Source organism: Micrococcus sp. EWR3.9.1, assembly GCF_052615555.1.
The window spans coordinates 1-20886 of record NZ_JBQXFD010000020.1; the positions used below are offsets into that span (position 1 = coordinate 1).

A 20886-nucleotide genomic window follows, 5' to 3' on the forward strand; every position below is an offset into this window, starting at 1 on the left:
GTCTTGAGCACGAGATGGAACTCTACACACGAACCCCACCGAACACAAAATCAGGGGTGACACCCGGCGTGCGGTCAAGGGTGGGCGGCCGGTTTCCGCCTGTTCTCGCGGATTCCTTCGGCCTGGCCCGCCCCGTTCGACGCTCCAGCGCCGTCACCCCCGGCCGTGACGTGCACCACTCCTCAGGGCGTGGCCGTCGTGTCCAGGGTCGGCTGGAGCCACAGGGTGGTCAGCGCCGGCACGTTCACCGTGACGTGGGCCGGCTGGCCCTGCCACTGGCCCTCGTGTGCCGCGATCACCTCGGACTGGCCGGTCTGCTCCCGCCAGCCGTCACCGTGGAAGTCGGTCGCATCGGTGTCCAGCACCACCGTCCACTCCCCCGCGGACGGCACCCCCACGCGCAGCCCCTGACGCGGCGACCCCGAGAGGTTGGTGATGCACAGCAGCGGGGCGCCGCCCGGTTCAGCGGCCGGGACCGCGGCGCCGTCGTCGTCGATCCGTGTCTCCGGCACCACCTGCGCCGCGGGCATGCGGAGGAACACGAGCGTGTTGCCGTCGGCGTCGCCGCCGTCCACCCACGAGAATCCCTCCGGGCTGTGGTCCAGCGACCACAGCGCCGGCTTGCTGCGGTAGAGCGCGTTGAGCTCCCGGATCGTCAGCTGGACCCCGCGGTGCGCCTCATCCCACGAGACGGGCCAGTCCAGGCCCTCGCCCTCGGACCACTCGCTCGGCTGCGCGTACTCCCCGCCCATGAACAGCAGCTGCTTGCCGGGGTGCGCCCACATGTACCCGTAGTAGGCGCGCAGGGTCGCCAGCTGCTGCCGTCGGTCGCCCGGGATGCGGCCCAGCAGGGAGCCCTTGCCGTGGACGACCTCATCGTGGGACAGCGGCAGCACGTAGTTCTCCGAGTAGGCGTACACCATGGAGAACGTCCACTGCTCGTGGTGCCACCGGCGGTTGACCGGGTCCTGGGACAGGTAGGCCAGGGTGTCGTGCATCCAGCCCATGTTCCACTTCTTGCCGAAGCCGAGACCGCCCGCGTCCACGGGAGCGCTCACCCCGGAGAAGGCCGTGGACTCCTCCGCGATCATGTGGACGCCGGGGTGCAGGCGGTACACGGTCGCGTTGACCTCGCGCAGGAAGTCGATGGCCTCGAGGTTGTGGTTGCCGCCGTGCACGTTGGGCTCCCACTGCCCGTCCTCGCGCGAGTAGTCCAGGTAGAGCATCGAGGCGACGGCGTCCACGCGCAGCCCGTCGATGTGGAACTCGCCGAGCCAGTAGAGCGCGTTGGCCACGAGGAAGTTGCGGACCTCGGTGCGGCCGAAGTCGAACACGAGGGTGCCCCAGTCGGGATGTTCGCCCCGCCGCGGGTCCGGGTGCTCGTACAGGGCGGTCCCGTCGAAGCGCGCGAGCGCCCACTCGTCCTTCGGGAAGTGCGCCGGCACCCAGTCCACGATGACGCCGATCCCCGCCCGGTGGAGCGCGTCCACCAGGTGCTTGAACTCGTCCGGGGAGCCGAACCGGGAGGTGGGGGCGTAGTAGCCGGTCACCTGGTAGCCCCAGGACCCGCCGAACGGATGCTCCGCGACCGGCAGGAACTCCACGTGCGTGAACCCGAGCCACTGCACGTACTCCACGAGCTGCTCGGCCAGCTCGCGGTAGTCCAGCCCGGGCCGCCACGAGCCCAGGTGCACCTCGTAGATGCTCAGCGGGCGCTCGTGCGGGTCCGTGAGACGGCGGCGCTCCATCCAGGTGCGGTCCCCGAAGGCGTAGTCGGACTCGAGCACACGCGAGGCCGTGGCCGGCGGGACCTCCGTCCAGCGGGCCATCGGGTCCGCCTTCTGCCGCCAGAGCCCGTCCCGGCCGAGGATCTCGAACTTGTAGCGGTCGCCGTGACCGACGCCAGGCACCAGCAGCTCCCACACGCCGGAGGAGCCGAGGGACCGCATGGCATGGGTCCGGCCGTCCCAGCCGTTGTGGTCGCCCACCACGCGCACGGCCCGCGCGTTCGGCGCCCAGACCGCGAAGGCCGTGCCGACGGCCTCGCCCGCGGAGGTGCGGACCACGCGGGCGCCGAGCACCTCCCACAGCCGTTCGTGCCGGCCCTCCCCGATCAGGTGCAGGTCCAGCTCGCCGAGCGTGGGCAGGTGCCGGTACGCGTCGTCCTGCTCCTGGACGGGGCCGGTCGTGCCGTCCTCGGTCTCGTATGCCACCTCGACGCGGTAGTCGCCCGCGGCGGCCCCGGCCACGCGGGGCGTCGGGGCCACGCCCGCGAACACGCCGTCGTGCTCGTGCGTCAGCTCCACCCGTTGCCCGTCGCCGGCGCGGACCACCGTGACCGTGCGCGCCAGCGGGCGCAGCACGCGGTAGGTGACCGCCGCGCCGTCGGGATGCGGGTGGGCGCCCAGCACGGTGTGCGGATCGTGGTGCCGGCCCTGCGCGACGGCGGCCAGCACCTCCGGGTCCACGGCGAGCGGGGCGACGGCGGGACGGGGGGCGGCGGACGGGGTCATGGCGATTCCTGTTCTGGGGACGGCGGGCGTCGGGAGCGGCTCAGCCGTTCCGGACGACCCGCAGGACATGGGCGGGCTCGACGTTCGGGTCCAGGCGGACGTACGGGGTGCGGCCCCACCGCCAGCGCTGGCCGGTGAGCAGGTCCTCCACCTCGACGGCCCCGGACGCGTCGCGGTCCTCGGGGCGCAGACGCAGCGCCTCGAGGTCCAGGTCCAGGGTCGCCTCGACGACGTCGTGCGGGTTCGTGGTGACGACGACGATCAGGGTGTCCTCCGCGGGACCGGCGTCGGTGACCGCCTCGGCGTCCCGGTGCGCACCCTCGGGCCGGGCCGAGCGCGTCTTCGAGAACACGAGCAGGTCAGGGTGCGTCGAGGCGTGCAGGGTCAGGTTCTGCAGGTCGCCCAGCGCCGGGTGCGCCGCGCGGATCTCATTGAGCCGGGTGAGGTACGGGGCGAGCGAGGCACCCGCGGCCTCCGCGCCCTCCCAGTCCCGGGGGCGGTACTCGTACTTCTCGTTGTCGATGTACTCCTCCGCGCCCGGCCGGGCCACGTGCTCGAACAGCTCGAACCCGGCGTAGACGCCCCACAGCGGGCTGGCCGTGGCGGCGACGACGGCGCGGATCCGGAACGCGCCCGGGCCGCCGTGCTGCAGGTACTCCGTGAGGATGTCCGGCGTGTTGACGAAGAGGTTGGGGCGATAGAACGCCGGCGTCTCGTGCGAGATCTCCTGGAGGTACTCCGCAAGCTCCTCGGCCGTGTTCCGCCAGGTGAAGTACCCGTAGGACTGCTGGAACCCGACCTTGCCCAGGGCGTGCATCATCGCGGGACGGGTGAAGGCCTCGGCGAGGAACACGACGCGCGGCTCCTCGGCGCGGACCTTCGCGATCAGCCACTCCCAGAACCACAGGGGCTTGGTGTGCGGGTTGTCCACGCGGAAGATGTGCACGCCGCGGGCCACCCAGCCCCGCACCACGTCCAGCACCGCCTGGGCGAGGCCGTCCGGGTCGTTGTCGAAGTTCAGCGGGTAGATGTCCTGGTACTTCTTCGGCGGGTTCTCCGCATACGCGATGGTGCCGTCCACGCGGGTGGTGAACCACTCCGGGTGTGCGGTGACCCACGGGTGGTCAGGGGAGCACTGCAGGGCCAGGTCCAGGGCCACTTCGAGGCCCTCGTCCGCGGCCGCGGCCACGAACGCCTCGAAGTCCTCGACGGTGCCCAGGTCCGGGTGCACGGCGTCGTGTCCGCCCTCGGGCCCACCGATCGCCCACGGCGAGCCCGGGTCCTGCGGCCCGGCCGTCAGCGTGTTGTTCGGACCCTTGCGGTGCGTGGTGCCGATCGGGTGGATCGGCGGCAGGTAGACCACCTGGAAGCCCATCCGGGCGACCGCCGGGAGCCGGTCGGCCGCCGTCCCGAAGGTGCCGGAGGACCACGTGCCGGAGGCCTCGTCGAAGCGGGCGCCCTCGGAGCGGGGGAAGAACTCGTACCAGGCGCCGCGGCCGGCGAGCTCGCGCTGCACGTCCAGCGGGTAGAGCTCGGAGCTCGTGAGGTGCTCCCGCACGGGGCGGGCGTGGAGGACGGCGGACACCTCCGCCGACTCGGAGGAGGCCAGGCGCTGGGCCGGGATGAGGGACTCGTCCTCGAGGCCGCGAACGACCTCCTCGAACACGGCGCGGTCCTCGGCCGAGCGCTCCGCGTCCTCGGCGGCCCGGCGGAACAGGGCGGCGCCCTCGGCGAGCATCAGCTCCACGTCGATGCCGGCGGCGATCTTGACGGTGGCCGCGTGCTTCCACGTGCCCACCGGGTCGTCCCAGCCCTCGACCACGAACTGGTGCAGGCCCGGCTCGGCGGGCCGCAGCGTGGCCACGACCTCGTCCAGCCCGGGCCGGCCCGGACGCATCTGCACGCGCTGCACCTCGGCGCCGGCCGGGTCGAGCAGACGGACGGTGGCGCGCACGGAGTCGTGGCCCTCGCGGAACACGGTGGCGCGGACGGGGATGTCCTCGCCGACCACGGCCTTCGCCGGGAACCGGCCGTCCAGCACGACGGGCTGCACGTCCGTCACCGGGATGCGCCCCGTGACGGTCTGGAGGCGGACATCGGCTGCGGTGGCGCTCTGGGTGTCGGGCTTCACGGTGCTCACGCCACGACGCTACCCCGCGGCCGCGCCGGTGAGAACGGCCGGCCCGCCCGCCCGCCGTGGGGCGGAGGGGCGGGCCGGGGACACGGGGGCGCCGGACGGGACGCTCAGGACAGCATGGTCTTGTCGTCCACGACGGCACCCTTGATCTTGCCGAACTCGGCCAGCAGGTCCGCCGGGGTGCGCCCGGCCTTCTCCTGCTCGTCCAGCTCGAGGATGATCCGGCCGTCGTGCATCATGATCAGCCGGTTGCCGACCTCGAGGGCCTGGGACATGTTGTGCGTGACCATCAGCGTGGTGAGCCGGTGCTCGGCCACCACCTGCCGGGTCAGGCGGGTCACCAGCTCCGCCCGGGACGGGTCCAGGGCGGCGGTGTGCTCGTCCAGCAGCAGGATCTTCGGTCCGGAGAACGTGGCCATGAGCAGGCTGAGCGCCTGACGCTGGCCGCCGGAGAGCAGCCCGACCTTGGCGGTGAGGCGGTTCTCCAGGCCGAGTTCGAGCTTCGTGAGCTCGTCGCGGAACATCGCGCGCCGGGCGCGGGAGACGCCCCGCGAGAGCCCGCGGGCGTGCCCGCGTCGCCAGGCCAGGGCCATGTTCTCCTCGATCGTGAGGTTCGGTGCCGTGCCCGCCGTCGGGTCCTGGAACACCCGGCCGATCGAGGCCGCGCGGCGGTGGTCCGGCATGCGGGTGACGTCCTTGCCGCCCACGGCCACGGTGCCGGTGTCCGGGAGCAGCTTGCCGGCGATCGTGTTCAGGATCGTGGACTTGCCGGCGCCGTTGGAGCCGATCACGGTGACGAAGTCGCCCTCGGCCAGGTGCAGGTCGATGCCCTGCAGGGCGCGCCGCTCGTTGACGGTGTTCGGGAAGAAGGTCTTGGAGACCTGCGAGATCTCAAGCACGGGGGGCCTCCTCGGGGACGGATGCGGCGGGGGCGGCGCCGCCCGGCTCGCCGGTCAAAGGCATGCCGGCGGTGGCCGGAGCGGCGGCGGCCGGCCCCGGGGTCGCGGCCGTGCCCCGAGTGCGCAGGCTCAGGCGCTTGGCGAAGCCGAAGCGCGGCAGCAGCAGGGCCACGACGACGAGAGCCGCGGAGATCAGCTTCATGTCGTTCGGGCTCAGGCCCGCGTTGAGGGCGAACTGGATGATCAGGCGGTAGAGCACGGCGCCGACGATCACGGCGAGCGTCGCCCAGAAGACCGTGCGCTGGCCGAACACGGCCTGGCCCACGATCACGGACGCCAGGCCCACGAGGATGAGGCCGATGCCCATGGAGATGTCCGCGAAGCCCTGGTACATGGCCAGCAGGGAGCCGCCGAGGGCCACGAGGCCGTTGGAGATCATGAGGCCGAGGATCTTCATCCGGTCCGTGGAGACGCCGTACGAGCGGATCATCTCCTCGTTGTCACCGGTCGCCTGCAGGGCGAGGCCCAGGTCCGTGTGCAGGAACCAGTCGAGGATCAGCTTCACCACGAACACGCCGAGGAAGAGCACGAGGATCGAGCCCCAGTTCCGGGCCAGGCCCAGGTCGTCGAGCCACGTGAACAGGGTGTCCTGGCCGAGCAGGGGGATGTTGGCCTTGCCCATGATCCGCAGGTTGATCGAGTAGAGCGCGATCATCGTGAGGATGCCGGCGAGCAGGCCGTCGATCCGGCCCTTGGTGTGCAGCAGGCCGGTGACGAGGCCCGCGAGCGCGCCCGCCACGAACGCGGCGAGCATGGCCAGTGGCACCGGCGTGCCGCCCGTGATGAGCACGGCGGCCGTGGCGGCGCCGGTGGTGAACGAGCCGTCCACCGTGAGGTCGGGGAAGTCGAGGATGCGGAAGGTCAGGTACACGCCGAGCGCGACGACGGCGTAGATCAGACCCAGTTCCACTGCGGTCAGCATGGGGTGGGTGCCTTTCGGGCGGTGCGAGGGGGACGGACGACGGCGGGACGGGATGGGCCGGCCGTCGACGTGCTCCGCGGCGGCTCGGACCCCGTGGTCCGGGCCGCCGCGGAGGCGGGCAGGCGCGGGATCAGCCCTCGACGAGCTGGTCGGCCCTGTCCGTGAGCTCGGCGGGGATCTCGACGCCGTAGGCCTCGGCGGCCTTCGGGTTCAGCACGAGCTGCAGGTTGGCCGGGTCGGCGTAGCCCACGGGCAGCTCGGCCGGCTTCGCGCCGTCCTTGAGGATCTTCACGGCCATCTCGCCGGCCTGCTTGCCGTGCGCCTTGTAGTCGATGCCGTACGTGCCCAGGGCGCCGCGCTCGACGGAGTCGATGTCCGCCGAGATGACGGGGATGCGCTGCTCCTTGCCGTAGCCCACCACGGTCTCCAGCGCCGAGACGACGGCGTTGTCCGTGGGCACGTAGATGCCGTCCACGCCGGACAGGGACTGCACGCCCTGCTGGACCTCGGACGAGTTGGTGATGGTGGCCTCCTTGACCTCGAGGCCCAGCTCCTTGCCGGCCTCCTTGGCCTGGTCCACCTGGACCTTGGAGTTGGCCTCGCCGGAGTTGTAGACGATGCCGACGGTCGTGGCGTCCGGCTTCACGTCCTTGAGCAGCTGCAGCTGCTCCTTGACCGGGTTGCGGTCCGAGACGCCGGTGACGTTGCCGCCCGGGGCCTCGTCCGAGGCCACGAGCTCAGCGCCCTTCGGGTCGGTGACCGCCATGAACACGACCGGCTTGTCCTTCACGGCCGAGGCGGTGCCCTGCGCGGCGGGGGTCGCGATCGCGGCCACGAGGTCCACGTCCGCGTCGTTGGCGAAGGTGGAGGCGATGGAGGTGACGGTGGCCTGCTCCCCCTGGGCGTTCTGCTCCTCGAACGTCACGTCCAGGCCGGCGTCCTTGAACGCCTCCTTGAAGCCCTCGGCCGCACCGTCGAGCGCCGGGTGGGAGACGAGCTGGTTGATGCCCACGGTGTAGGAGCCGTCGCCGCCGGCGGCGGAGGACGAGCCGGAACCGCCGGAGCCGGAGTCGCCGCACGCCGTGAGCCCGAGGGCGGCGACGGCGAGGGCGGCGGTGAGGGGGAGGGAGCGGTGCTTCATGAGACGGACCTCGTTCTGATGGTGCGGTGCGGGATGCGCTCGCCGACGGGGGCCCGTCGGACACAGTGCAGACACTGTGCGCGGTGACACGCATCACGGGCAAGACGTGCGCGCATTCACGCGACATCCTGCCATGTGATCGGCGTCACTGTGGACAGTCTGCCCCCGTCGGCGCCGTGCGCGACACCCGCGTCCCGCCCGGCCGTCATCCCGGGCGGGACGCCGTGGAGGTCAGCGCCCGCCGGCGCGCTGCACCGAGATCTCGTACAGGGAGATGCCCACCGCCATCGAGGCGTTGAGGGACTCCATCGTCGAGTCGATCGGGATGGACACGATCTGCTGGCAGTGCTCCCGCACCATGCGGGACAGACCCTTGCCCTCGGCCCCCACCACGAGCACGAGCGGCTCCGTGGCCAGGGCGAGCCCGGGCAGGGAGACGTCCCCGCCGCCGTCGAGGCCCAGCACGAAGTAGCCGGCCCTGTGCAGGTCGACGAGGGTGGTGTTCAGGTTGCCGGCCTGGGCCACGGGCACCCGCGCGGCCGCGCCGGCCGAGGTGCGCCAGGCGGTGGCGGTCACGCCGACGGAGCGGCGCTCGGGCACGATCACGCCGTCCGCGTCGAACGCGGAGCCGGCCCGGATGATGGCGCCGAGGTTGCGGGGGTCGGTGATGCCGTCGAGCGCGATCAGCAGCGGCGGGGTCCGCAGGTGCCCCTTCTCGTGCTTCGCGAGCGCGTCGAGGGCCAGGGCCGTGGCGTCCGCGTACTCATAGGGCGGGATCTGCAGCACGATGCCCTGGTGCACGGCCTCGCCGGAGAGGCGGTCCAGCTCCGGCTTGGTGTTCTCCAGGACCGGCACGCCCTGCTCGAGGCAGAGGCGCAGGGCCTCCTTGACGCGGTCGTCCATCTCGATGCGCACGGCCACGTGCAGCGCCTTGGCCGGGATGCCCGCGCGCAGCGCCTCGAGCACGGGGTTGCGACCGGAGACCGTCTCGTCCGTGAGCTTCACGCGGCCGCGGACCTGGTCCTTCACGGGGCCGCGCTTGGCGGCCGAGCGCTCGGCCAGCTGCTTGGCGCGGTGCGCCTTGTGGTAGACCCGGTCCTCGGCCTTGGGGGTGGGTCCGCGGCCCTCGAGCGCCTTGCGACCGTGGCCGCCGGTGCCCTTCATGGGGCCCTTCTTGCCCTTGGGCTTGCGGGATCCGCCGGAGCGGGGTGCGGTGGACATGGCGGGACTCCTGCGTGCCGGGGACGGGGGCGGCGGCACGCGGGGCGCCGCCGGATCGCCCTCCAGTCTAGGTGTCAGTCCGCCAGGCGCCATGTGGCGCCGTCGGCGCCGTCCTCCACCACGACGCCGGCCGCGGCCAACGCGTCGCGGATGCGGTCCGCGGTGGCCCAGTCCTTGTCCGCGCGGGCCTGCGCCCGCGCCTCGATCTGCGACCGGACGAGCGAGTCGAGGGCGTCCGACACCGGGCCGGCCGCGGCGTCGTCGCCCTCGGGCACGTCGTCCAGGCCCAGCACCGCGGTCATGGCCTCCACCTCGGCCAGGCGGGCGGCCGCGGCGTCGAGGTCCTGCCCGGCCAGCGCCGAGTTGCCGGCGCGCACGGCCTCGTGCAGGGCCGCGAGCGCCTGGGGCACGTTGAGGTCGTCCTCCATGGCGGCGCGGAAGGCGGCGGGCACGCGGTCCGCGAGCGCCCCGTCGGGGGCGGGCGGGACGGCACCCGCGGCCCGGGCGCGGGCCGTGAAGCCCTCGATGCGCTCGACGGCGGCCTCGGCCTCGTCGAGGGCGCCGGGCCGGTAGTCGAGCTGGGAGCGGTAGTGGGCCTGCCCCAGGAAGTAGCGCACCGCCGTCGGGCGGGCCATGCCGAGCATCTCCTCGGGGGAGATCGTGTTGCCCACGGACTTGGACATCTTCTCGCCGCCGTAGGTGACGAGCCCGTTGTGCAGCCAGAAGCGGGCGAAGCCGTCACCGGCGGCCGCCGACTGGGCCAGCTCGTTCTCGTGGTGCGGGAACCGCAGGTCCAGGCCGCCGCCGTGGATGTCGAACTCGGCGCCGAGGTACTTCGTGGACATGGCCGAGCACTCCAGGTGCCATCCGGGGCGGCCGGCGCCCCAGGGCGACTCCCACACGGCGGTGGCGGGCTCGCCGGGCTTGGCGCCCTTCCACAGGGCGAAGTCGCGGGGGTCGCGCTTGCCGCGCGGGTCGGCGTCGGGGGCGTCCTGCATGTCCTCGACGCGCTGGCGGGTGAGCTCGCCGTAGCGCTCCCAGGACCGGACGTCGAAGTAGACGTCGCCCGAGCCGTCCTGCGCGGGGTAGGCGTGGCCGCGCTCCATCAGGCGCTCGATGAGCGCGAACATCTCGGGCACGTGGCCGGTGGCGCGCGGCTCGTAGGTGGGACGGCGGACGCCGAGGGCGAGGTAGGCGGCGTCGAACGCCTTCTCGAACCGATAGGCCAGGGCCCACCACGGCTCGCGGGCCGGGTAGAGGTCCGAGGCCTCGAAGCCGGCCTCGTGGGAGGCGGCCGAGCGCTCGAGGATCTTGTCGTCGATGTCCGTCACGTTCCGCACCGAGGTGACGCGCAGCCCCGTGGCCTCGAGCCAGCGGATGAGGATGTCGAACACGATCGCGCTGCGCACGTGGCCCACGTGCGGCATGCCCTGCACCGTGGCCCCGCAGTAGTACACCGACGCCTCGCCGGGCACGAGGGGCTCGAAGTCCCGGATCTGCGCGGTGCGGGTGTCGTAGAAGCGCTGGGCCATGGGGGCGCGGTCCTTCCGGAGGGGCGGGGTCCTGACGGGGCTCTGCCAGCCTAGTGGGTGCGCCGGCGCGGGCTCAGGCCGCAGGGATGACGAGCGCGGTCGCGATCCCGACCAGCCCCTCCTTGCGCCCGATGAACCCCAGCCGGTCCGTGGTGGCGGCGGAGACGGACACGGGGGCCCCGCCGAGGGCGGTGGACAGGGCGGCCTCCATCTCCGCGCGGCGCGTGCCCACCTTGGGCCGGGGTGCGACCACCTGGACCGCCACGTTCCCGACGGCGAGGCCCGCCTCCGTCAGCAGGCGCAGCACCTCGCGGAGCATGTCCGCGCCGGACGCGTCCGCCATCTCGGGCCGGTCGACGCCGAACACGGCCCCGAGGTCGCCGAGGCCGGCGGCGGAGAGCAGGGCGTTGCACGCCGCGTGGGCGGCCACGTCCCCGTCCGAGGTCGCGGCCACCCCCCGCTCGCCGGGCCAGTGGATGCCACCGAGCCACAGGGGCCGGGGGGCGTCCTCGGGTGCCCACGCGTGCACGTCGGTGCCGATCCCCACGCGCGGCAGGGGGGCGGGCGCGGCGGCGGGGCGGGCGGGCTGGTCCATGGGTGCCTCCTCCTGGGGGGCGCGGCGGGCGAGCTCGAGGCGGGCGAGGTCGAGGTCGGCGGGGGCGGTGACCTTGAACGCGGCCGGGTCGCCGGTCACCACCACGACCTCGTGCCCCGCGGCCTCCATGACCATCGCGTCGTCGGTGAGCGCCGCGGCGTCGAGCGTGGGGTCCGTGCGCACGGCCTCGTGGGCCGCCAGCAGGGTGTCCAGGTCGAAGCCCTGCGGCGTCTGGATCGCGCGCAGGCCGGCGCGGGCCGGCGTGGCCGCGACGACGTCGACGCCGCCCCGGCCGGGAGTGACCTGCTTGACGGTGTCCGTCAGCGGCAGGCCCGGGATCGCGGCGACCGCGCCGGTCTCGAGCGCCGCCGTCACGGCCCCGAACACGCTCGGCGGGGTCAGCGCGCGGGCCGCGTCGTGGACGAGGACGCGGCGGGGCGCCCCCGCCGGGGCGAGGTCGGCCAGAGCGTGGGAGGCCGCGGCGAGCCCGGCGCGGACCGAGTCCGCGCGCTCGGCGCCGCCGGGCACGCAGTGCACGGGCACGTCCAGGCGCGGGCCGGCGTCGACCTCGGCGGCCACGCGGCCGGCATCGGCCCCCGCCGGCGGGGTGAGCACCACGACGGCGTCCAGGCCGAGCCCGGCGGCGCGCGCGGCGGCGACGGACTCCAGGCAGTGGCGCAGGAGGGTGCGGCCGTCCGCGAGGGGGGCGAGGGCCTTGGGCAGCCCGGCGCCGAGGCGGGTGCCGGCGCCGGCTGCGGCGATCACGAGGGCGGTGGGCATGGCCTCATCCTAGGGAGCACGCCAGTGTCCGTGGCCCGGGACCCCCGGCGGCGACGGCCGTGGCCGGGGACGAGACAGGGGAGGGGCCCGCGTCGTGGACGCGGGCCCCTCCCCTGCCGTGTGCTGCTCGTCAGCCCTCGAGCACCTTGTCCAGGCGGCCCTCGGCCTCCTCCTCGGTGACCTTCTTGGCCAGCGCCAGCTCGGACACGAGCACCTGGCGGGCCTTCGCGAGCATGCGCTTCTCGCCGGCGGACAGGCCGCGGTCCTGGTCGCGGCGCCACAGGTCGCGGACGACCTCGGCCACCTTGTTGACGTCGCCGCTGGCGAGCTTCTCCAGGTTGGCCTTGTAGCGGCGGGACCAGTTGGTCGGCTCCTCCACGTGCTCGGCGCGCAGGACCTCCATGACGTGCTCGAGCCCCTCCGCATCCACGACGTCACGCACGCCGACGAGGTCGACGTTCTCCGCAGGGACCTCGATGGTCAGGTCTCCCTGGGCCACCTTGAGCTTGAGGTACATCTTCTCCTCCCCCTTGATGGTGCGCATCTTGATCTCCTCGATCCGCGCAGCACCGTGGTGGGGGTAGACGACGGTCTCTCCGACCTCAAAAACCATGTTGTTGTGCCCCTTTCAGTCGTCTCATTCTATCATGCGGCCTCGTCGTGCCGCGCGTGCCGTCACATCTTCGGCCTCCGGATGTGATAGTGGACGACCCCGCACCACAGGCCTGCCGGCGTCCCGGGATGCGGTAGCCTGACCTGGCAGGGCCCCTGCCTCGGGGCTCCTGAGCACGTCATCGCACCTGAGGAGACCTCTGTGAAGAACGCATCCCGGCCCGCCCGGCGCCACCTCGCCGCAGGTGCGCTGGCCGCGGTCGCCCTGCTGGGCGCCACCGGCTGCTCCGCCGTGAGCCCGATCGCCACCGCCATCCAGTACTCCCCCTCGGACGGCATCAACGGCCAGGAGCAGGACTTCCTGAGCTACCGCAACCTCGCCCTCGTCGGCGACGGCGAGTCGGGCCCCGCCCGCCTGATCGGCACCGTGGAGAACACCTCCGGCCAGGATCAGACCTACACCTTCCAGGCCGAGGGCGGCGGCTCCGCGACCCTGAAGGTCCCCGCCGGCGAGAGCCGCAAGCTCGAGGACGAGGCGAACACAACCGTCCTGGAGCGCGAGGGCGTGTGGGTCGGCGAGAACCTGCCCGTGACCGTCTCCGGCAACGGCGGCACCGCCGACCTGGCCGTCCCGCTGCTGAGCGCCACCCAGGAGCAGTACCGTGACCTGCTCCCCGAGGGAGTCGAGCCCTCGGAGGAGGATCTCGTCGGGCACCTCCACGAGGAGACCCACCACTACGGCGAGGAGCACTGACCTCCGCCGGGCCTGCGCCCGGCACGCCACGGCCCCGGCCCCACCGCGAGGTGGAGCCGGGGCCGTCGTCGTCCCGGGAGGAGCGCGCCGGTCAGGCCTCGAACTTGTAGCCCAGACCGCGCACCGTGACGAGGTAGCGGGGGCTCGAGGGGTCGGGTTCGATCTTGGAGCGCAGGCGCTTCACGTGCACGTCGAGGGTCTTGGTGTCCCCCACGTAGTCGGAGCCCCACACGCGGTCGATCAGCTGGCCGCGGGTGAGCACGCGCCCGGCGTTGCGCAGCAGCATCTCCAGCAGCTCGAACTCCTTGAGCGGCAGGGACACCTGCTCGCCGTCCACGGAGACGACGTGCCGCTCGACGTCCATGCGCACGGGGCCGGCGCTGATGGTCGCCGACATCGGCTCCTCCTGCTCCCCCTGACGGCGCAGCACGGCGCGGACGCGGGCCACCAGCTCGCGTGAGGAGTACGGCTTGGTCACGTAGTCGTCCGCGCCGAGCTCGAGGCCGACGACCTTGTCGATCTCCGAGTCCTTCGCGGTCAGCATGATCACGGGGACGTTGGAGCGCTGGCGCACCTGACGGCACACCTCGGTGCCGGACATCCCCGGGAGCATCAGGTCCAGGAGGATCAGGTCCGCGCTGTCGCGCTCGAAGACGCTCAGCGCCTCGTTGCCGTCGGCGGCGACGGTGACCTCGAACCCCTCCTTCTCCAGGAGGTAGGACAGGGGGTCGCTGAACGACTCCTCGTCCTCCACGATCAGAATGCGGCTCATGCGCTCGTCTCCTTCCGGGTCGGGGGTGCGGCCGAGGCGGTCACCCGGTGACCGCGCCGCTCGGTGACGTGGGCGGCACCCGGCGCGCCGTCGACGGCGACACCGTCCCCCCACTCGGGCAGGCGGATGGTGAAGGTCGACCCGCGGCCCGGCTGGGACCAGAGGGTGACCTCCCCTCCGTGGTTGATGACGACGTGCTTGACGATGCTCAGCCCCAGGCCCGTGCCGCCCGTCTGACGCGACCGCGCCGCGTCCACGCGGTAGAAGCGTTCGAAGACCCGCTCCTGCTCCTCCGGGCTGATGCCGATGCCCTGGTCCGTGACGGTGACCTGCGCGAGCCCGTCCACGGAGCTCAGGCCGATGCCGACCGTGGTGCCCTCCGGGGAGTAGCGCACCGCGTTGTCCACCAGGTTGCGCACCGCGGTCATCAGCTGGTCCTGGTCCCCGTGCACCACCGCGTCCACGCGGCCGCCCACGCGCAGCGCGATGCCGCGGTCCTCGGCGGTCAGGCGCAGGCGGTCCACGGCGTCGGCGACGACGGCGTTGAGGTCCACGGGCCCCCCGTCCTGGACCACGTCCTTGGCCTGCAGCCGGGAGAACTCGATGATGTCCTGCACGAGGGCCGAGAGCCGGCGGGACTCGACGCCCAGGCGTGCGGCGAAGCGACGCACCGCCTCCTCGTCCTCCGCGGCGTCGCCGATGGCCTCGGAGAGCAGGGAGATGGCGCCCACCGGCGTCTTGAGCTCGTGCGAGACGTTGACGACGAAGTCGTGGCGCATGGCCTCGGTGCGGGTCACGTCCGTGCGGTCGTCGGCCAGGATCAGGATGTACTCCTCGTCCAGCGGGGCCACGCGCAGCTCGACGACGAGGCTCGACTGCCCGAGGGGTCCTCGGGGCAGCTCCATGCGGCGCTCGACGATGACGCCGTCGGCCCGCACGGTCCGCGTGAGCTCGCGCAGCTGGTCCTGGACGAGCGAGTGCCCCCGCACGAGGCCCAGGGCGTAGGCCGCGGGGTTCGCGCGCACCACGCCGTCGACGTCGTCCACCACCGCGTACGCGCGGCCGACCACGGAGAGGACCTCGGCGGCGCCCGGGGCGAGGGTGGGCTCGCCGACCGTCAGGTCCACCGTCCGCGAGCGCTCGGACGCCCGGAAGGCCAGCATGGAGGCCACTCCGGTGAACAGTCCGACCGCTCCGCACAGCAGGCCGATGATGACGGGATCCACGGCACCAGACTAGCCTCTGGCGGCCCGGAGACGGGCTGCCCCGGCCCCGCCAGACGCCGGACGATCGGCGTTCATGGGCCGTTCATCTTGCCCTGCCAGGGTGGACCGTTGCCCCGGGGAGTCGGGGTCGGCGGCGCACGGGCGTCGCCGGGGAGAGGAGACCATGCGCGAGCTCTACCGAGCCGACCTCGAACGGCTGGGCCGCGACCTGACCGAGATCGCCCGCCTCGTGCACCGCGCCATGATGGACGCGCAGGCCGCCCTCGAGGCGGCCGACGTGCACGGCGCCGAACGGGTCATCTCGGAGGACGCGCGGATCGACCAGCTGCAGGAGTCCCTCGACGAGCAGGCCGTGCGCATCCTGGCGCTGCAGGCGCCCGTGGCCACGGACCTGCGCACCGTCGTCGCCACGCTGCGGATGAGCTCCTCGCTCGAGCGCATGGGCGACCTCGCCCGCCACGTGGCCCAGCTGACCCGGCTGCGCTACCCCGAGCACGTCATCCCGGAACAGGTCCGGACCGTGATCACCGCGATGTGCGACGCCGCCGTGGAGGTGGCCGAGGAGGTCCTCCTGCTGCTCGAGACCCAGGACCTGGCGCACGGGGACCGGATCGACGCCCTCAACGAGGACGTCAACGCGCTGCACCTGTCCGTCTTCCGCGCGATCGCCGCCCCGGACTGGAGCGCGACGCCGGCCACCACCACGGACGTCACGCTGGCCTCGCGCTACCTCGAGCGGTTCACGGACCACGGCCTGTCCGTGGCCGCCAAGGTGCGCTACCTCGTCACGGGCGAGTGGGCGACCCACCGCCCGGACGCCACCGGCTCCTGACCGTCCCCGACGCCACGGGCCGGGCCCCCGGCGGGGTCCCGGCCCGTCGTCGTCGGACGCGTCAGTGCGCGGAGCCCTGGGCGGCCACGGCGGCGGCGCCGGCGGCGGCGGCCTCCGGGTCGAGGTAGCGGCCGTTCGCGGTGATCGGCTTGAAGTTCTGGTCCAGCTCGTAGACCAGCGGGATGCCCGTCGGGATGTTCAGGCCCGCGATGTCCTCGTCCGAGATGCCGTCCAGGTGCTTGACCAGGGCGCGCAGCGAGTTGCCGTGCGCGGCGATCAGCACGGTCTTGCCGGCCTTGAGGTCGGGCAGGATCTGCTCCTCCCAGTAGGGCAGCAGGCGGTCGATGACCTGCTTGAGGGCCTCGGTGCGGGGGGCGTCCTTGCCCAGGTCCGCGTAGCGCTCGTCGCCGATCTGGGAGAACTCGGAGTCGTCGTCCAGGGCGGGCGGCGGGGTGTCGAAGGACCGGCGCCAGACCATGAACTGCTCCTCGCCGAACTCCTCCTTCACCTGGGCCTTGTCCTTGCCCTGCAGGGCGCCGTAGTGGCGCTCGTTCAGGCGCCAGCTGCGCTTGACCGGGATCCACTGGCGGTCCGCGGCCTCGAGGGCCAGGTTGGCCGTGGTGATGGCGCGCTTGAGCAGGGACGTGTGGACCACGTCCGGGCGGATGCCCTCCGCCTCCAGCAGCTCACCGCCGCGGGCGGCCTCGGCGCGCCCCTTCTCGGTCAGCGGGACGTCCACCCAGCCGGTGAACAGGTTCTTCTCGTTCCATTCGCTCTGACCGTGCCGCAGCAGGACCAGCGTGTACGTGGTGTTCGCCATGTCACCATCCTAGGCGGACCCGTCCCGCCGCTCCCCTACGCTGGAGCCCATGGTGGAGAAGGCCCGGCGGCTGCGCGCGCGCACGACGCCCGGCCCCGGCCCCGCCCGGGGCCCGCAGGGCCACATCACCCGCGGCACGACGGCGGCGCAGCGGATGCGCCGGGTGGACCGCTGGCTCACGGACGTGCACGGCCCCCTGCTGCGGCGCACGCCCCGCCCACTGGCCGTGGACCTGGGCTTCGGCGCGGAGCCGGTGACCGCCGTCGAGATGGCCCAGCGGCTGCGCGTGCAGAACCCGGCCCTCGAGCTGGTGGGCCTCGAGATCGACCCCGCTCGGGTGGCCCGGGCCCGGGAGCGGGCCGGCGACCTGCCGGGGGTCACCTGGGCGGTCGGCGGCTTCGAGCTGCCCGTGCCGCGGCCGCCCACCGTGGTGCGCGCGTTCAACGTGCTGCGCCAGTACCGGGAGGAGGACGTGCCCGCGATCTGGTCCCTGCTGTGCGCGGGGCTCGCCGACGACGGCGTCCTCGTGGAGGGCACCTGCTCCGAGGACGGTCGGCGGGCGGCCTGGGTGGATCTGCGCCGGGACGGGCCGGCGAGCCTGACCGTGGCCCTCAGGCTGGGGTCCTTCGCCCGCCCCTCGGACGTGGCGGCGCGCCTGCCGAAGGTCCTCATCCACCGGCACGTGTCCGGGGAGCCCGTCCATCGGCTCCTGGCGGAGGCCGACGCCGCGTGGGCCGCGCACGCCCCGCTCGCGGCCTACGGGACGCGGCAGCGGTGGCTGGCGACGGTCGGCACGCTGCGCGCGGCGGGCTGGCCCGTGCTGGGCGGCCCGCACCAGTGGCGGCGCGGGGAGCTGAGCGTGCGCTGGGCGGCGGTGGCGCCGTCGTCATGAGGGCCGCGCCGACGGCGCGGGGCCCTCAGCGGCGCAGGGCCGGGCCCATGTCCTGGCGGGGGCCGGCGAGGTAGACGCACGCCACGCACGCGGCCACGAGGCCGAACATGCCCATCCCGCCGCCCGCGAGCACGCCGAGGAGCCCGACGACGGCGGCGACGCCGGTGAGGATCAGCCAGAAGCTCCTGTCCCGGCCCCCGATGCGGGCGAAGTCGTCGGGGCGGCGCCGGACGACGTCCACCAGCGCCCAGACCTCGAGCACGAGCGCGGCGATCGCCAGGACGCGGAACAGCCAGTGGTCGACGAGCAGGGCGAAGTGCATGGGGGCGCTCATGCCGGTCAGTCTAGGCGGTCGGCCCGGCCGGGTTCCCTCCCCGTCCGGGGCGGCGTCTAGGCTCGAGGCGTGAGCACCCAGACCGAGCATCGCGGCCTGTTCGTCGCCGTCGAGGGACCGGACGGATCCGGCAAGTCCACCCAGGCCCGCGCCCTGACCGAGGCCCTGCGCGCCGCGGGCCACGAGGTGGTGCTCACGCGCGAGCCCGGCGGCTCGGACCTGGGCGAGACGCTGCGGGAGCTGCTGCTGGACCCCGGGCACGCCCCCGTGGACCCCCGCACCGAGGCGCTGCTGTTCGCCGCGGCCCGGTCCGCCCATGCCGTCCGCACGCTGCGCCCCGCGCTGGCCCGGGGCGCCGTCGTCGTCACGGACCGGTATGTGGACTCGTCCGTGGCCTACCAGGGCGCGGCGCGCGGGCTGGGCGAGGCGCGGATCGCCGCCCTGAACGAGTGGGCCACGGACGGCCTCGTCCCCGATCTGACGGTGCTGATCGACGTGGACGCGGCCACCGCCGCGGACCGGCGTGACCGCCGCGCGGCGGAGGGCGAGGGCACCCCCGACCGCATGGAGCGGGAGACGGCGGACCGGCACGAGGCCCTGCGCGCCGCCTTCCTCGCGCGCGCGGCGGCCGCGCCCGAGCGGTACCTCGTGCTCGACGGCGCGCTGCCGCCGCAGGAGCTCACCGCCCGCGCGCTGGCCCGCGTCACCGCCCAGGCGGCCGACCGATGACGGCCCCCGCCCCCGCCGTGTTCGCGGACCTCGCGGGCCAGGAGGCCGCGGTGGCCCAGCTGCGCCGCGCCGCGGCCGAGGACCGTCCCACCCACGCCTGGATGTTCACGGGCCCGCCCGGCTCCGGCCGGTCGACGGCGGCGCGTGCGTTCGCCGCGGCCCTGCAGTGCGAGGTCGCAGACCCGGCGGCGCGCGGCTGCGGCGAGTGCCACGCGTGCCGCACCGTCCTCGGCGGCACCCACCCGGACGTGACCGTGCTGGCCACCGAGGCGGTGAGCTATCGGATCGAGGACGTCCGCGCCCTCGTGGAGGCCGGCCAGTCCACCCCCGCCACCGGGCGCTGGCGGATCTTCCTCATGGAGGACGCGGACCGCATGACGGAGCGCGCCACGAACGTGCTGCTCAAGGCCATCGAGGAGCCGCCGGCCCGCACGATCTGGATGCTGTGCGCCCCGTCCCCCGCGGACGTGCTCCCCACCGTCCGCTCCCGCTGCCGGCTGATCACGCTGAGCATCCCCGCCGTGGAGCAGGTGGCGGAGCTGCTGCACCGCCGCGACGGGCTGGACCGCGAGACGGCGCTCACCACCGCCCGGATCTCCCAGTCGCACGTGGGCATGGCCCGCCGCCTCGCGCGGGACCCTGAGGCCCTCGAACGCCGCGAGCGCATCCTCTCCCTGCCGCTCCAGGCCACCGCCGTCTCCGACGCGATGGCCCTGGCCGCCACGTTGGCCGAGGTGTCCAAGGCCGAGGCCGAGTCCGCCGCCGAAGCCCGGGACGCCGAGGAGCTCGAGGCGCTGCGCCGCTCCCTGGGCCTCGAGCCCGGCGAGCCCGTCCCGCCCAAGCTCCGCCACCACGTCAAACGGCTCGAGGAGGACCAGACCCGCCGGCGGCGCCGCGCCGTCCGGGACTCGCTGGACCGGGCCATGATCGACGTCATGGGCCTGTTCCGGGACGTGCTGCGCGTGCAGCTGGGGGCCGACGGCGAGCTCATCAACGAGCACCGTCGGGACGAGATCGAGGCGTACGCCCGCGGCGCCGCCGGCGACTCGGCCGAGGTGCTCGCCCGGATCGACGCCGTCACCACGGCCCGGGAGCGCATCGCCGCCAACGTGCCGGAGCAGCTGGCCCTCGAAGCCATGATGCTGGCGCTGCTGCCCCGCCGGGTGCGCACCCCGCGACGTCGCTGAGCGGCCGCGCGGGGCGGGCCGGCGCCGGCTCAGCGGGTGCGGACCACCAGGTCCGGCACGTCGGCCAGGCCCGGCACCACCCGGTCCGCGCCCGCCGCCAGCAGGACGTCGTCCGCGTCGCGACCCGTGCGCACGCCGACCACGAGTCCGGCCCCCGCGCGGCGCCCGGCCGTCATGTCCTCCGCGGTGTCCCCGACCACCAGGACGCTGCGGACGTCGTCGAGGTCGAGACCGAGCAGGGCGGTGAGGATCATGTCCGGGTAGGGGACGCCGCGGCCGGCGTCGTCCGGGGAGAGGCTCAGATCCGCCAGGCCCATCCACCCCAGCGACTCGAGGATCATGTTCTGGGTGTGGCGGGCGTAGCCGGTGCAGAGGCACACGTGGAGGCCGAGGGCGCGCAGGCGGACGAGCGCCTCCTCCGCGCCCGGGACGGCCTGGACGCCGTGCTCGGCCAGCAGCGCGTCGAAGGCCGCCTCGAACGTGCGGGTCGCCGCCGCGGCCACCGCCCGGTCGGCGAACACGCGGGGGAACACGGCCGTGCGCGAGGTGGGCCGGAGCGCGCGGAACCGCCGAGCGGCGTCGTCGTGCTCCGGCGTGCCCGCCGGGACGCCGTGCTGGTCCAACGTGCGGGCGAACGCCGTGTCCTGGAGCCCGTGCTCCACGATGGACGTGCCGGACATGTCCACCACGGCCAGGCGGAGGGGCGCGGCTGACGAGGCCGCGGCGGGGGGTGCCGGGGTGCGAGGGGCGTGGGGCAGGCTCATGCGTCTCCCGTCGACGGTGTGTGCCCACCAGGGAACCGTCCCCGTCTGGCCGCGGCGTGGCCTGGGGGTGAACGCCTGCGGAAGGCGCGGGCCACAGTCGGTGGCCCGCGCGCCCGGCCGCGCGGTGGAATCGGGGCCGCGAAACCGGTATGCTCGTCAGCCGT

Annotated in this window: 19 protein-coding genes; 5 read left to right on the forward strand and 14 right to left on the reverse strand. The window is 73.8% G+C overall.

Going from position 1 to position 20886, the window contains the following annotated elements; all coding sequences use genetic code 11:
• Positions 1 to 182: 182 nt before the first annotated feature.
• The 9 genes from glgB to ACUJ8O_RS10365 all read right to left on the reverse strand — a co-directional run bounded on the left by glgB (position 183) and on the right by ACUJ8O_RS10365 (position 12413).
• A complete protein-coding gene (gene glgB, locus ACUJ8O_RS10325; RefSeq protein ID WP_069941551.1) occupies positions 183 to 2513 on the reverse strand; it encodes a 1,4-alpha-glucan branching protein GlgB in 2331 nt (776 codons plus the stop codon).
• Between the two features lie 40 nt (positions 2514 to 2553).
• Positions 2554 to 4653, reverse strand: coding sequence for an alpha-1,4-glucan--maltose-1-phosphate maltosyltransferase (locus ACUJ8O_RS10330; RefSeq protein ID WP_069941550.1), 2100 nt, complete (start codon positions 4651 to 4653; stop codon positions 2554 to 2556).
• Positions 4654 to 4757: 104 nt separating this feature from the next.
• Positions 4758 to 5549 carry an ABC transporter ATP-binding protein gene (locus tag ACUJ8O_RS10335; RefSeq protein WP_036382449.1) on the reverse strand — a complete coding sequence of 264 codons (792 nt, stop codon included), beginning with the start codon at positions 5547 to 5549 and terminating at the stop codon, positions 4758 to 4760.
• On the reverse strand, positions 5542 to 6531 hold the full coding sequence (locus ACUJ8O_RS10340; RefSeq protein WP_036341456.1) for an ABC transporter permease: 990 nt from the start codon (positions 6529 to 6531) through the stop codon (positions 5542 to 5544). The genes ACUJ8O_RS10335 and ACUJ8O_RS10340 overlap by 8 nt, the downstream gene beginning before the upstream one ends.
• Positions 6532 to 6661: 130 nt before the next feature.
• Complete coding sequence (locus ACUJ8O_RS10345; protein ID WP_445373360.1) at positions 6662 to 7672, reverse strand: ABC transporter substrate-binding protein; 1011 nt, start codon at positions 7670 to 7672, stop codon at positions 6662 to 6664.
• A 231-nt stretch (positions 7673 to 7903) separates the two neighbouring features.
• A complete protein-coding gene (gene rlmB, locus ACUJ8O_RS10350; RefSeq protein ID WP_036317879.1) occupies positions 7904 to 8893 on the reverse strand; it encodes a 23S rRNA (guanosine(2251)-2'-O)-methyltransferase RlmB in 990 nt (329 codons plus the stop codon).
• Positions 8894 to 8967: 74 nt separating this feature from the next.
• Positions 8968 to 10425: a cysteine--tRNA ligase gene (gene cysS, locus ACUJ8O_RS10355; protein WP_445373361.1), complete on the reverse strand. Its 1458-nt coding sequence runs from the start codon at positions 10423 to 10425 to the stop codon at positions 8968 to 8970.
• Positions 10426 to 10498: 73 nt separating this feature from the next.
• Complete coding sequence (gene ispF, locus ACUJ8O_RS10360; protein WP_445373362.1) at positions 10499 to 11800, reverse strand: 2-C-methyl-D-erythritol 2,4-cyclodiphosphate synthase; 1302 nt, start codon at positions 11798 to 11800, stop codon at positions 10499 to 10501.
• Between the two features lie 130 nt (positions 11801 to 11930).
• A complete protein-coding gene (locus ACUJ8O_RS10365; RefSeq protein ID WP_036384689.1) occupies positions 11931 to 12413 on the reverse strand; it encodes a CarD family transcriptional regulator in 483 nt (160 codons plus the stop codon).
• A 201-nt stretch (positions 12414 to 12614) separates the two neighbouring features.
• On the opposite strand from ACUJ8O_RS10365, the gene ACUJ8O_RS10370 reads away from it, so the two are divergent.
• Positions 12615 to 13166 carry a hypothetical protein gene (locus tag ACUJ8O_RS10370; protein WP_036384688.1) on the forward strand — a complete coding sequence of 184 codons (552 nt, stop codon included), beginning with the start codon at positions 12615 to 12617 and terminating at the stop codon, positions 13164 to 13166.
• Positions 13167 to 13257: 91 nt separating this feature from the next.
• On the opposite strand, the gene ACUJ8O_RS10375 is transcribed toward ACUJ8O_RS10370, so the two are convergent.
• Positions 13258 to 13938 (reverse strand): response regulator transcription factor, encoded by a 681-nt coding sequence (locus ACUJ8O_RS10375; RefSeq protein ID WP_002858071.1) that lies wholly within the window; start codon positions 13936 to 13938, stop codon positions 13258 to 13260.
• Positions 13935 to 15164 carry a sensor histidine kinase gene (locus ACUJ8O_RS10380; protein WP_036384686.1) on the reverse strand — a complete coding sequence of 410 codons (1230 nt, stop codon included), beginning with the start codon at positions 15162 to 15164 and terminating at the stop codon, positions 13935 to 13937. Before ACUJ8O_RS10380 ends, ACUJ8O_RS10375 begins: the two co-directional genes overlap by 4 nt.
• 163 nt (positions 15165 to 15327) lie before the next feature.
• Between ACUJ8O_RS10380 and phoU the strand changes: the two genes are divergently transcribed.
• On the forward strand, positions 15328 to 15996 hold the full coding sequence (phoU, locus tag ACUJ8O_RS10385; RefSeq protein WP_063189352.1) for a phosphate signaling complex protein PhoU: 669 nt from the start codon (positions 15328 to 15330) through the stop codon (positions 15994 to 15996).
• Between the two features lie 61 nt (positions 15997 to 16057).
• On the opposite strand, the gene ACUJ8O_RS10390 is transcribed toward phoU, so the two are convergent.
• Positions 16058 to 16816, reverse strand: a complete 759-nt coding sequence (locus ACUJ8O_RS10390) for a phosphoglyceromutase (protein WP_063189350.1) — start codon at positions 16814 to 16816, stop codon at positions 16058 to 16060.
• Between the two features lie 49 nt (positions 16817 to 16865).
• Here ACUJ8O_RS10390 and ACUJ8O_RS10395 point away from each other — a divergent pair, with 49 nt between their 5' ends.
• Entirely contained in the window at positions 16866 to 17708 is an 843-nt protein-coding gene (locus tag ACUJ8O_RS10395; protein WP_445373363.1) for a class I SAM-dependent methyltransferase, read from the forward strand.
• 25 nt (positions 17709 to 17733) lie between these two features.
• On the opposite strand, the gene ACUJ8O_RS10400 is transcribed toward ACUJ8O_RS10395, so the two are convergent.
• Positions 17734 to 18030: a DUF2516 family protein gene (locus tag ACUJ8O_RS10400; RefSeq protein WP_063189348.1), complete on the reverse strand. Its 297-nt coding sequence runs from the start codon at positions 18028 to 18030 to the stop codon at positions 17734 to 17736.
• 81 nt (positions 18031 to 18111) lie between these two features.
• On the opposite strand from ACUJ8O_RS10400, the gene tmk reads away from it, so the two are divergent.
• Positions 18112 to 18771 carry a dTMP kinase gene (gene tmk / locus ACUJ8O_RS10405; protein ID WP_036316043.1) on the forward strand — a complete coding sequence of 220 codons (660 nt, stop codon included), beginning with the start codon at positions 18112 to 18114 and terminating at the stop codon, positions 18769 to 18771.
• Complete coding sequence (locus ACUJ8O_RS10410) at positions 18768 to 19958, forward strand: DNA polymerase III subunit delta' (RefSeq protein ID WP_063189346.1); 1191 nt, start codon at positions 18768 to 18770, stop codon at positions 19956 to 19958. Before tmk ends, ACUJ8O_RS10410 begins: the two co-directional genes overlap by 4 nt.
• A gap of 29 nt (positions 19959 to 19987) precedes the next feature.
• On the opposite strand, the gene ACUJ8O_RS10415 is transcribed toward ACUJ8O_RS10410, so the two are convergent.
• Complete coding sequence (locus ACUJ8O_RS10415; RefSeq protein WP_041104709.1) at positions 19988 to 20722, reverse strand: HAD family hydrolase; 735 nt, start codon at positions 20720 to 20722, stop codon at positions 19988 to 19990.
• Positions 20723 to 20886: the final 164 nt, after the last annotated feature.

What these genes read in the sequence shown, in the direction of transcription:
- glgB (WP_069941551.1), bottom strand. Translation starts at nt 2,513, where the DNA reads ATGACCCCGTCCGCCGCCCCCCGTCCCGCCGTCGCCCCGCTCGCCGTG.
- ACUJ8O_RS10340 (WP_036341456.1), bottom strand. Translation starts at nt 6,531, where the DNA reads ATGCTGACCGCAGTGGAACTGGGTCTGATCTACGCCGTCGTCGCGCTC.
- ACUJ8O_RS10345 (WP_445373360.1), bottom strand. Translation starts at nt 7,672, where the DNA reads ATGAAGCACCGCTCCCTCCCCCTCACCGCCGCCCTCGCCGTCGCCGCC.
- rlmB (WP_036317879.1), bottom strand. Translation starts at nt 8,893, where the DNA reads ATGTCCACCGCACCCCGCTCCGGCGGATCCCGCAAGCCCAAGGGCAAG.
- cysS (WP_445373361.1), bottom strand. Translation starts at nt 10,425, where the DNA reads ATGGCCCAGCGCTTCTACGACACCCGCACCGCGCAGATCCGGGACTTC.
- ispF (WP_445373362.1), bottom strand. Translation starts at nt 11,800, where the DNA reads ATGCCCACCGCCCTCGTGATCGCCGCAGCCGGCGCCGGCACCCGCCTC.
- ACUJ8O_RS10365 (WP_036384689.1), bottom strand. Translation starts at nt 12,413, where the DNA reads ATGGTTTTTGAGGTCGGAGAGACCGTCGTCTACCCCCACCACGGTGCT.
- ACUJ8O_RS10375 (WP_002858071.1), bottom strand. Translation starts at nt 13,938, where the DNA reads ATGAGCCGCATTCTGATCGTGGAGGACGAGGAGTCGTTCAGCGACCCC.
- phoU (WP_063189352.1), top strand. Translation starts at nt 15,328, where the DNA reads ATGCGCGAGCTCTACCGAGCCGACCTCGAACGGCTGGGCCGCGACCTG.
- ACUJ8O_RS10390 (WP_063189350.1), bottom strand. Translation starts at nt 16,816, where the DNA reads ATGGCGAACACCACGTACACGCTGGTCCTGCTGCGGCACGGTCAGAGC.
- ACUJ8O_RS10395 (WP_445373363.1), top strand. Translation starts at nt 16,866, where the DNA reads ATGGTGGAGAAGGCCCGGCGGCTGCGCGCGCGCACGACGCCCGGCCCC.
- ACUJ8O_RS10400 (WP_063189348.1), bottom strand. Translation starts at nt 18,030, where the DNA reads ATGCACTTCGCCCTGCTCGTCGACCACTGGCTGTTCCGCGTCCTGGCG.
- ACUJ8O_RS10410 (WP_063189346.1), top strand. Translation starts at nt 18,768, where the DNA reads ATGACGGCCCCCGCCCCCGCCGTGTTCGCGGACCTCGCGGGCCAGGAG.
- ACUJ8O_RS10415 (WP_041104709.1), bottom strand. Translation starts at nt 20,722, where the DNA reads ATGAGCCTGCCCCACGCCCCTCGCACCCCGGCACCCCCCGCCGCGGCC.